Genomic DNA, 10,116 nt, shown 5'->3' with positions numbered 1-10,116 from the left:
TTTATTTCTGTATCATTTTTCCATAACTTTTGTTTTAAGGACATGTCTATTATATAAGAGAGCAAAATTTGCTGTAACGACTCAAAAAAATTCAGTTCCAGCCTAATGCTTCACTGATTTGCGCTGCTAGTTTCAAGGGACGGAAAGGCTTGGCAAAGACAGCAGCTACATTTAAGCCAGTAAACACCTCTTGAGCGGACTCCTGGACTTTGGCAGTTAGTAAAATTACGGGAATTGATTTAGTGACGGGGTTAGCCTTGAGTTGTTGCAGAGTGGCACGCCCATCCATATCAGGCATCATCATATCTAGTAAAATTACATCAAGCTTAGAGTTGGCTGCTACATTCAACGCTTCCCAACCAGTACAAGCAGTCAACACGTTCCAACCAGCAGCCATTTCTAATCCCAATTTTGCGATCGCCTGCACATCTTCTTCATCATCAACAATCAAGATATTTCTGCTCATATTGTCACTCTCGCATGATATGTGATGCTGATTAGCTTGATTAGTCTTCAGCTATTTTAGAATGCAATCGGGTAGAAGTAGGGGAGATTTGGGTAATTAAAGGCTGCTATTGAGAGTCTACTAAAGGTAACAGTACATAAAAAGTGCTACTTTTGCCTAAAATGCTCTGAACCCAGATTTTACCATCATGTTGCTGTATGATATCTCGGCAAATAGCAAGTCCTAAACCTGTTCCTCCTTTGTTACGGGAGTCAGATGCATCTACCTGCTGAAAACGCTCGAAGATGATTTGTAATTTATCTTCAGGAATTCCTCGCCCTTCATCTTGGATCGTAATTAAAAGAAAGTTGGGTGATGAAGGCTGATTTTCTTCAGATTCAACGCTTTTAGATTCTGAGAGAGTGGCACTTATCCACACAGTGTCACCTGGTTCAGAAAACTTAATCGCGTTGCTCAGTAAATTGGTGAGGGTTTGCAGGAGGCGATCGGGATCTGCCCAAAGTTCTGCTGCTACGGGATTTATAATTAGTCGAACTTGTAATTTATCTGCCATTGCTTGCATTGCTTCCGTTGCCGTAATTAGCAAGTCTGCGGCGTTGCACTTCGCCTTCCGTGTAAAGATTTTGCCCGATTTCATCCGCTCTAAATCGAGAATATCGTTCACTAAACGAATCAGGCGTTCAGTATTAGTTGTGGCAATGCTGAGGACTTTTTGTCCCTGTTCGGTTAGAGTTCCCAGTTGCCCTGAACTCAATAAATCTAATGCTCCCATTGTGGAAGTTAAAGGTGTACGCAACTCATGACTAACTAAAGAGATAAATTCGTTTTCTAGGCGTTTACGTTCGGTGATGTCATTGGCAATTAATAAAGCACATGGCACTCCACCTAAGTCAATTAATTCGAGAGATATCAGTATGGTTTTGAGTTCTCCAGACTTTGTAGAAAATTCAAATTCTAGATTGTACAGCGAACCAGTTTCCGGCAGAAGTTGAATTGTTTGAGCGATCGCGACTGTGTTTTTACCTAAATTAAGTTCGGTAGCAGTATCTCCAATTACTTCCTCTAAACAATAGCCGCTCATCTTCAAGAAGCTGGGATTGACATCAATAAAACGAGCTTCCGAAACTGTAGCGATCGCAATTGGGTTGGGACTAGAGCGAAAAACCTTAGCAAACTTCTCTTCTGCTTTGGCGCGTTCAGAAATTTCCTGCTGCAACCGATCATTTTGGGCTTGGAGTTGTCGTTGCAGTTTCCAAATGGTCAAATGATTTTCAATTCGTGCTAAGACCTCTTCTAGTTGGAAAGGCTTAGTAATGTAGTCCACCCCGCCAGCTGTAAAAGCTTTCACCTTATCTAGCACATCACCCAAAGCGCTGATAAAAATTACTGGAATTTCGCGGGTGCGATCGTTTGCCTTCAGGTGTTGGCAGACTTCATAGCCATTCATCTCAGGCATATTCACATCCAGCAAAATTAGATCGGGGGGAACTGCATTTGCTCCCCGTAAACCCGTAGAACCTTTAGTTACACTTCTAACTTTATATCCCTGTTCCGTCAACATGGCAGATAGGAGATTCAGGTTTTCTGGCGTGTCATCAATCACCAGTATGTCTGCTTTCGGGAAGTTGAGTGACTCTTTAGGCATGGAAATATCGACTTTAGCCACAATAGGCTACTAATTGTTTCCAAAAATTTTAACCTTAGTTCAATATCTTAATAATCAGTTACAAAAAAATAGCAATTACCCATTTATCTACCCTAGTTCTCCCCGATTAATTTCTAATGTTAAAAACATCAAATCAAATTTGTAAATTACTTACTAAATTACACAACAAGGAGTAACTTGAATGCAAAATGCAACCATGCGGAAACCAACTATTCTTGCATCAGGAGAAGGAAATCAATTTTCAGTTATTGGTGCACAGTTCACAACAAAAGTAACCGGAGAAGAGACTAATCAAGCGTGGACAATTTATGAAATTACAGATACAGAGGAAAATGGCCCATCACTTCATACTCACCCTTGGGAAGAGGCGTTTTATATTCTAGAAGGTGAACTAGACATCCAAATTGGTACAGAAACAATTTTGGCATCACCAGGCTTTTTCGTTAACATTCCTCACAATACAGCACACGGCTTTAAAATTCGTTCTGCTACTGCGAAATTTTTGGTTTTAATTTCACCCAAGGGCGCGAAAAAGTTTTATGAAGAAATGGGTCAAGTAGCAGATAGTGCATCCCTAAACATGGAAAAAGTACAGCCCGTTTTGAGCAAATATGGATTGCAGTTTATTGCATGAAATTTTGCTTTGGGTGGATTTGGGCGCACATATGTGTGCCCCCATTGGGATAGGCAATATATAAACACGCAGAGTTCGCGTTGTAAGTTTATCTGAACGATTCAGGGGAAAATCAATGATATATTTTTGACCGTATGGATTGCTTTTACCAGGGATAGCATCATAATTTGCTACTGCTTGTAAAAGGATCGCTTGTAATTCTTCTGCATCATCTAAATTTAAGCCTAGTGCAGATTTAAATACACCGGCTTTGTGTTTTCCTTCTGGATGTTCGGGGTTGAGACAGTAACCCGCGATTTTATCTATTTCAACGATAGCGCATTCACGGTTAGGAAGTTTCATAATACTTTTGCTACAACCTTCTCCGCTTTTTTGACCTGGATATGACCTTTATGCAATGTACCCTAATTGCAAAAGACTAAGATTTCACCGCCGGATACTGCTTCAAAACTTGCTGTAAATATTGCCCAGTATAAGACCTGGGATTTTTTGCAACTTCCTCTGGTGTACCCACAGCAATTAATTCTCCGCCTTTGTCGCCACCTTCTGGGCCCAAATCTATCACCCAGTCTGAACAGCGAATTACATCTAAGTTGTGTTCAATTACTAATATTGAATTCCCCTTATCTACCAATCGTTGCAACACATCTAACAATTTGTGAACATCGTAAAAAGATAACCCTGTTGTCGGTTCATCTATTAAATAAAGTGTCTTACCTGTGGCACGTCGAGATAGTTCTGTTGCCAATTTCACCCGTTGCGCTTCACCACCTGATAAGGTAGTCGCAGGTTGTCCTAGTTGGACATAACCCAACCCGACATCAAATAAAGTTTGCAAACGCGCGATCGCTTTGGGTATATTCTGGAAAAAGTCTAAACTCTCCTCAACTGTCATTCTCAGGACATCAGAGATCGACTTATCTTTATACTTCACCTGCAAAGTTTCGCGGTTATACCTTGCACCCTTACAAATTTCGCATTGCACGTAAACATCTGGGAGAAAGTTCATCTCAATAACATTCACACCCTGGCCGCTACAAGCTTCGCAACGTCCACCTTTAACGTTGAAAGAAAATTGTCCGGGTTTGTAACCTCTAGCTTTGGCTTCTACTGTTTGGGAAAATACATCTCGGATAGCATCGAAAATTCCTGTGTAAGTTGCAGGGTTAGAACGTGGTGTCCGGCCAATGGGAGATTGATCGATAACGATCGCTTTATCAATCGCATTCAATCCCTGAATTTTGTCCAAATGTCTGGGTAAGGGAACTTTCTTGGTTAAATGGTGTTGCAGAGATGGATACAGTAACTCGTTAATTAGAGTAGATTTGCCAGAACCAGACACACCTGTGATGGAGACAAGTTTACCTAATGGAATTTCTACATCTATATTTCTTAAATTGTTGCGATGGGCATTTTTGATGATCAAACTGCGCCCATTTCCTTCTCGTCGTTCTGCTGGTGTGGTAATTACTCGCCTTCCTGATAAATATGCACCCGTCAAGGAATCTTCTGCTGCTAATAACGCTTGAAAATCACCTTGGGCGATAATATTTCCGCCGTGAATTCCTGCACCAGGCCCAATATCAACTATGTAGTTGGCTGCACGAATTGTTTCTTCATCGTGTTCAACGACGATTAATGTATTACCTAAATCGCGCAATTTAGTTAGGGTTTTGAGCAATCTACCATTATCTCGTTGATGCAAACCAATACTCGGTTCATCTAAAACGTAGAGAACTCCTGTTAAACCAGAACCAATTTGCGTTGCTAGACGAATTCGTTGGGCTTCGCCACCGGAAAGAGTCATGGCGGGACGATCAAGGGTGAGGTAATCTAAACCTACATCTAACAAAAATTGCAATCTAGCTTTGATTTCTCTCAGGACTAAATCAGCAATTTGTAACTGGCGATCGCTCAACTTAAATTGCTCAATTCTCTCCCGACAATCCCGAATCGAGACTCCAGTTAATTCTAAAATTCCATATTGTCCCAACTTCACCGCCAAGGCTTCCGGTTTTAACCGTTTTCCCAGACAAACTTCACACGGTTGATCGATTAGATACTGCTCTAATTTTTGCTTAACTAATTCCGAACCACCCTCATATTGCCGTTGCAAAATTGGAATAGCACCTTTAAAACTCTGCTTTCTCTGTGCCTCTGCGGCTCGTTCGTCTTTCTCGCCATACAGAAGAATTTGCTGCTGTTCTTCTGTCAGCTTGCCCCAATTTGTCTGTAACTCAAATCCATAAATCTGCCCCACACTATAGAGTAATTCCAAATAATAAGAATTATCTTTTTCTGACCAAGGCGCGATCGCAGCGTAAACTGGCGCTTCCCAGTCGGGTACGATCAAATCTGGCGCAAATCTTCTTAAAGTCCCGATTCCGTGACAGTGCGGACAAGCACCATAAGGTGAGTTAAAGGAGAACAATCGCGGCGATAATTCCTCCATTACCGCGCCATGTTCTGGACAAGCAAAGTTTTCTGAAAATACTAATTCTTCTTCTTTTTCTTGTCCGTCCTCACCAAGCAGACTCACCAGAATGGCTGCAATACCACCCGATTGCTTGAGACACGTAGACAAAGAATCAACCAAACGCTCCTGAATATCAGCTTTTTTCACCAAGCGGTCAATTACTACTTCGATGGTGTGGGTAAAATTTTTATCCAATTCAATGGAATCTGACAGTTCGCGGATCTCGCCATTGATCCGCACGCGGACAAAACCTTGAGAAGCCAGACTTGACAAAAGCTTCCGGTGTGTGCCTTTCTTCCCCCGGACAACGGGTGCAAGAATTTGGAAGCGGGTGCGATCTGGTAATTCCATGATGCGATCGCACATCTCATCGATTGTTTGGGGGGCAATACAGCGATCGCATATCGGACAATGGGGTTCGCCAGCGCGACCAAACAACAGCCGCAAATAGTCGTAAATCTCCGTCACCGTACCGACAGTGGAACGGGGGTTATGAGATGTTGACTTTTGGTCAATAGAAATTGCTGGACTTAAACCTTCAATGGCTTCCACATCCGGCTTATCCAGTTGTCCTAAAAATTGCCGGGCGTAGGCGCTGAGGGATTCCACATAGCGACGTTGCCCTTCAGCGAAAATGGTATCAAAAGCTAGGGAAGACTTACCAGAACCAGAAACGCCAGTGAATACGATTAGGCGATCGCGTGGCAATTCCAAGTCAATATTTTTCAGATTATGCTGCCTAGCACCCCGAATCCGAATGGTATTCTGGCTGTTGTGGCTGGGGTACGGAAGATGTCCATTCAAGGATGCTGCTAGCTGTTGGTCTGACATATTGGGGGCGAAGAAGGAGTTTCTTATGAAACAGTCCTTAATAATACTATCTTTAATCGGTTTATTGTAGAACAATAGTACTGTTTTAGTTAGTTATCGTTCCAGATTCATGGCGCAGACATCTTTAAGAGTCTGCTAATTTGGAAGCATCCCGATTAAATATCCTTCTGAGGGCGAAGCTATGGTATCGCAAATCCAACCGCCGACGCAGCCAGAGGTTATCTACCCAGATAGTGACGGACAACCAGTAGCAACTAATACCATACAGTTTGGCTGGATTGTGGAAATTAAGCAGAATATCGAGTGGCTATTTGCCGACGATCCAAATGTATTTGTTGCGGGAGATTTGTTTTGGTATCCGGTAGAGGGACGCAACAAAATTGTTAACGCCCCAGATGTGATGGTGGTATTGGGTAGACCAAAAGGCGTAGGCGTAGCCCGTCGTAGACATCGCTTGTGCTACCAACAATGGAAAGAGGAGGGAATTCCACCGCAAGTGGTGTTTGAAATTCTTTCTCCCAGCAACACCCAAACTGAAATGGACAAGAAATTACTTTTCTGCGATCGCTATGGCGTGGAAGAGTATTACATTTACGATCCCGATCGCAATAATTTGTGCGGTTGGTTGCGTGGTGAAGACAGTTTAGATGTCATCCCCCAAATGGAAGATTGGGTAAGTCCTGGGTTAAAAATTCGGTTTGCTCCATCACCAGAGGGTTTGCAGCTATATCGCCCTGATGGAGAACGGCTTTTAAATTATACAGAAATTTCTCGCAACGCCGAGCAAGAACGCCAACGGGCGGAACTTGCAGAACAAGCCAGAAGAGATGCCACACCCCGATTATTGCAAATGAATTTGAGCATCGAACAGATTGCTCAAGCTTTGGGATTGTCAATGGAAGAAGTGCGATCGCTTGCTCAGGAGTAACGCCGTGTGCAATTTTTTAATCGCGCTATTAGAAATTGAATTTGTACTTGAAATATTCTGATTATGCTAGCCAATGCAGCCACTCATAATGTCACCTGGGAAAAGTTACCTGATGATTTTGTTTTAGACAACGAACCAGTGGATAACATTAATCAGCCACTCTTGGCTGCTGCTTTAACAGAAAGCTTGGAACTTGCTGGCAGATTAACCGCCGATGCTTTAACCATCACTAACTACGGTATCTGCGCCACTTTGAATAATCGATTTGTGGTCAAAGCGCCAGATTGGGGATATGTACCATCTATTCGAGTCTCACGAGAAGAAGTGAAGCGCAGTTATACGCCACGACTCCAAGGTGATATTACGGTAATTGTGATGGAATTTCTCTCAGATACCGAAGGTGGAGAGTATTCGAGTAAACCGACCTATCCCCCTGGTAAATGGTTTTATTATGAGCAGATTTTACAAGTGCCAAACTATGCCATTTTTGAACCAGACGGCGGAGTTTTAGAAGTTTATCGGCGAGATAATTTAGGACATTATGAACTGCAAACACCAGATGCAAATAATCGTCACTGGATTGCCGAAATGAACTTGTTTTTAGGTGTATGGCAAGGAAGCCGAGAAAACCGCACAGGTTATTGGTTACGTTGGTGGGATGACAATGGCGAACTATTACTGTGGGGTTTGGAGTTAGCAGCAAAAGAACGGCAAGAGAAAAACGCCGCTCAACAGCTTGCAGAACAAGAACGCCAGCGTGCAGAACAAGAAAGTCAGCGTGTAGAGAGATTAGCCGCTCAGTTAAAAGCGTTGGGAGTAGAACCGGAGGTTTAACTCGGAACTTCGACCTTTTTACTCGGCCATTTGTGTTCGGAACTCGGAACTTCAGCCTTTTTGCTCGGTTATTTGTGTTCGGAACTCGGAACTTCGACCTTTTTGCTCGGTTATTTGTGTTCGGAACTCGGAACTTCGACCTTTTTGCTCGGTTATTTGTGTTCGGAACTCGGAACTTCGACCTTTTTGCTCAATCATTTGTGTTCGGAACTTGAAACACCGAGTTCAGAACTGCGTAGGCGTAGCCCGTCGTAGACATCGCATTTCTTTTTTACCAAGCGATCGCCTTTTTACTTTACATTTAAGCTGAGAATCACTACAAAAATTAGATCCCCGACTTCTTTGAGAAGTCGGGGATCTGGACACCACGAGTTCTAAACTGCGATATCTTCGATGGGCTTCGCCTACGCATCTCTAATTTACCAAGCGATCGCTCTTTTTGAATATTAACTCGCCATAACTCCCTCATTTCCTCGGTTGGTGAGCGAAGTCGAACCACATTCCCCTCATCTCTACTGCCTTGGACACACCTTAGCCGCATCAGGATGGCTAGCTAAATAACCCTTAAGCCAACTGCAACCCTGTGCTAATAAATCATCAAGATTCAGATTCCACAATTTGATCGTCTTGTCACCACTAGCGGAAGCTAAAGTTTTGCCATCCGGGCTGAAGACGACGCTGAAGACCCAATAGCTATGCCCAGTCAGGGTGGTAATTTCTTTGCCCGTCTCCCGATTCCACAATTTTTTGCAGATTTTCCAGGGTCATCCTACCACGGGCAATTTCATAAAGCGCTACCCGCACTAAATAAGGATGACCACCCACGAGTGTCATTAATTCTTCAATTTGTGATTCAGGCCAATTGAGTCCGTGACGCTGTACCAAGTCTTGTATTTGTGTTTGATTTAAGTCTAGTAACTCAATGGGTAAGCCGACATTAAAAGGCGACTGATTAATATTGAGCGGTATATAAACTTCCTTAGAATGCACAATTACCAACCGGAGATTTTTCCAAACTGTCTCATTCTTTGACCGCTCATGCCAAGCTCGTAGCAATCCAAAAAAATCAGCCGCAATTATGGGATGCTTGAAGACTTCATCGACTTCATCCAAACCCAAAGCTATGGGGCTATTAATGGCGGGTAATAAATACCGTTGAAAGTAATTTGTACATTTATTCTTGCTACCTAAAACACCCTTCCAATACTCGTCTAGCTTCTCTGGTAGATTCAATTCGTAGGTAATGCTGGCGCAGAACCACTGCAAAAACCGATCTAAATTACCGAGAAATTCTGCATCGGCTGACTGGAAATTTACAGGTGCTATCTGATAGCCATGTTGACTAGCATGATGGAGAACCCTTGACATCAGCGAAGTTTTGCCCATCTGTCGGGGAGCTTTGATGCGAATTAAGGCCCCTGGTTGCAGAATCGCTTCATAACAGTCTACCTCAATAGGCGATCGCTCCACATAGAACGCAGAGTTTAAAGCTACCTGCCCTTCTGGATTTTCTAAGGAGACTGCTAGTTTTATCTCGGTATCTAGAATAATTTCTTTAGCAGAGATAGTACCTTGGGGATTGTTCCGACTTTTCAGCACTGGAGTCGAAGACTCTGGAATACTTTCTAAATCAATAGCGCTACAGCCAAACTCGTAAGCATCTTCATAAGACCTATCAGCACCCAGTGCATCATAAAAGCCTACCGCAAATTTAATTGCAGCGCGATCGCCAATTGCCCGATTCATCCCAACCACACAGTTAATGTGTTGATAAATAGACTCAGCTTGCACCTGGCTATAGCAGGCATTTAATAATACACACTCAATTTTGTCTTTAAATAATTTAAATAGCCTTGCCAGTGACTCCGTACTCACCAGCTGCATTTGCCCTGTATTATTTTCTAAGGCTAAACCTTGATTTCCACCCCCATGCCCAGAAAAATGGATAATATGAGGATTATGATCTAAAAGCGCACGCCGCAAATCGTCAGGACGCACCGCCCATTTAGTAATAAGTTCAAACTTATCTCGGCTGCGAGAGCGTTGCAACCCTTCCTGAATTTTCCTAACTTCCTCGTCCAAGCGAAGTTTATCTGTCGTCGTGGGATTAGCTGACACAATCAGGATTTTTTTCACAGCGCTATCAACTATTGAATGCAGGCTTCTGGCTTAGATGTAGTTTACTACAGCAGATAACTACACAATTACTGATAGTGCATTACCGTTAACGAGTATTTGAACTGGATGAATCCACCTTTTATCTCCGTTGACGAGTATTTGA

9 protein-coding genes and 1 pseudogene are annotated in these 10,116 nt (G+C 42.8%); 3 read left to right on the top strand and 7 right to left on the bottom strand.

Annotated elements, in window-relative coordinates; translation table 11 throughout:
- Nucleotides 1-91: 91 nt before the first annotated feature.
- Nucleotides 92-466: a response regulator gene (locus tag RMX89_RS34000; RefSeq protein ID WP_322682377.1), complete on the bottom strand. Its 375-nt coding sequence runs from the start codon at nucleotides 464-466 to the stop codon at nucleotides 92-94.
- 106 nt (nucleotides 467-572) lie between these two features.
- Nucleotides 573-2,132, bottom strand: coding sequence for an ATP-binding protein (locus tag RMX89_RS33995; protein WP_322692086.1), 1,560 nt, complete (start codon nucleotides 2,130-2,132; stop codon nucleotides 573-575).
- Nucleotides 2,133-2,313: 181 nt separating this feature from the next.
- Here RMX89_RS33995 and RMX89_RS33990 point away from each other — a divergent pair, with 181 nt between their 5' ends.
- Nucleotides 2,314-2,766, top strand: coding sequence for a cupin domain-containing protein (locus tag RMX89_RS33990; RefSeq protein ID WP_322692085.1), 453 nt, complete (start codon nucleotides 2,314-2,316; stop codon nucleotides 2,764-2,766).
- Here RMX89_RS33990 and RMX89_RS33985 read toward each other — a convergent pair.
- Together RMX89_RS33985 and uvrA are read right to left on the bottom strand one after the other, a co-directional pair.
- On the bottom strand, nucleotides 2,707-3,108 hold the full coding sequence (locus RMX89_RS33985; protein ID WP_322692084.1) for a DUF6883 domain-containing protein: 402 nt from the start codon (nucleotides 3,106-3,108) through the stop codon (nucleotides 2,707-2,709). The genes RMX89_RS33990 and RMX89_RS33985 overlap by 60 nt on opposite strands.
- 76 nt (nucleotides 3,109-3,184) lie before the next feature.
- A complete protein-coding gene (gene uvrA, locus RMX89_RS33980; protein WP_322692083.1) occupies nucleotides 3,185-6,073 on the bottom strand; it encodes an excinuclease ABC subunit UvrA in 2,889 nt (962 codons plus the stop codon).
- A 181-nt stretch (nucleotides 6,074-6,254) separates the two neighbouring features.
- On the opposite strand from uvrA, the gene RMX89_RS33975 reads away from it, so the two are divergent.
- Together RMX89_RS33975 and RMX89_RS33970 are read left to right on the top strand one after the other, a co-directional pair.
- Nucleotides 6,255-7,001, top strand: a complete 747-nt coding sequence (locus RMX89_RS33975; RefSeq protein ID WP_322692082.1) for a Uma2 family endonuclease — start codon at nucleotides 6,255-6,257, stop codon at nucleotides 6,999-7,001.
- A gap of 63 nt (nucleotides 7,002-7,064) precedes the next feature.
- Nucleotides 7,065-7,835 (top strand): Uma2 family endonuclease, encoded by a 771-nt coding sequence (locus RMX89_RS33970; protein ID WP_322692081.1) that lies wholly within the window; start codon nucleotides 7,065-7,067, stop codon nucleotides 7,833-7,835.
- A gap of 325 nt (nucleotides 7,836-8,160) precedes the next feature.
- Here the strand turns inward: RMX89_RS33970 and RMX89_RS33965 are convergent, their stop codons facing one another.
- The 3 genes and pseudogenes from RMX89_RS33965 to RMX89_RS33955 form a co-directional block, all read right to left on the bottom strand.
- Nucleotides 8,161-8,334, bottom strand: a complete 174-nt coding sequence (locus RMX89_RS33965; RefSeq protein WP_322692080.1) for a hypothetical protein — start codon at nucleotides 8,332-8,334, stop codon at nucleotides 8,161-8,163.
- 13 nt (nucleotides 8,335-8,347) lie between these two features.
- Nucleotides 8,348-8,581, bottom strand: a pseudogene (locus RMX89_RS33960) (WD40 repeat domain-containing protein); the annotation flags it as partial.
- On the bottom strand, nucleotides 8,529-9,971 hold the full coding sequence (locus RMX89_RS33955) for an AAA-like domain-containing protein (protein ID WP_322692078.1): 1,443 nt from the start codon (nucleotides 9,969-9,971) through the stop codon (nucleotides 8,529-8,531). The gene RMX89_RS33955 and the pseudogene RMX89_RS33960, both read right to left, overlap by 53 nt.
- Nucleotides 9,972-10,116 lie beyond the last annotated feature (145 nt).

Source organism: Nostoc sp. DedSLP04, from assembly GCF_034530775.1.
GTDB lineage: Bacteria > Cyanobacteriota > Cyanobacteriia > Cyanobacteriales > Nostocaceae > Nostoc.
Note: the sequence above shows the minus strand (reverse complement) of the source record. Positions and strands in the feature narration are given on the sequence as shown.

Bases quoted from the DNA above. Each gene is read 5' to 3' on its own strand.
- RMX89_RS34000 (WP_322682377.1), bottom strand. From the start codon at position 466: ATGAGCAGAAATATCTTGATTGTTGATGATGAAGAAGATGTGCAGGCG.
- RMX89_RS33990 (WP_322692085.1), top strand. From the start codon at position 2,314: ATGCAAAATGCAACCATGCGGAAACCAACTATTCTTGCATCAGGAGAA.
- RMX89_RS33985 (WP_322692084.1), bottom strand. From the start codon at position 3,108: ATGAAACTTCCTAACCGTGAATGCGCTATCGTTGAAATAGATAAAATC.
- uvrA (WP_322692083.1), bottom strand. From the start codon at position 6,073: ATGTCAGACCAACAGCTAGCAGCATCCTTGAATGGACATCTTCCGTAC.
- RMX89_RS33975 (WP_322692082.1), top strand. From the start codon at position 6,255: ATGGTATCGCAAATCCAACCGCCGACGCAGCCAGAGGTTATCTACCCA.
- RMX89_RS33970 (WP_322692081.1), top strand. From the start codon at position 7,065: ATGCTAGCCAATGCAGCCACTCATAATGTCACCTGGGAAAAGTTACCT.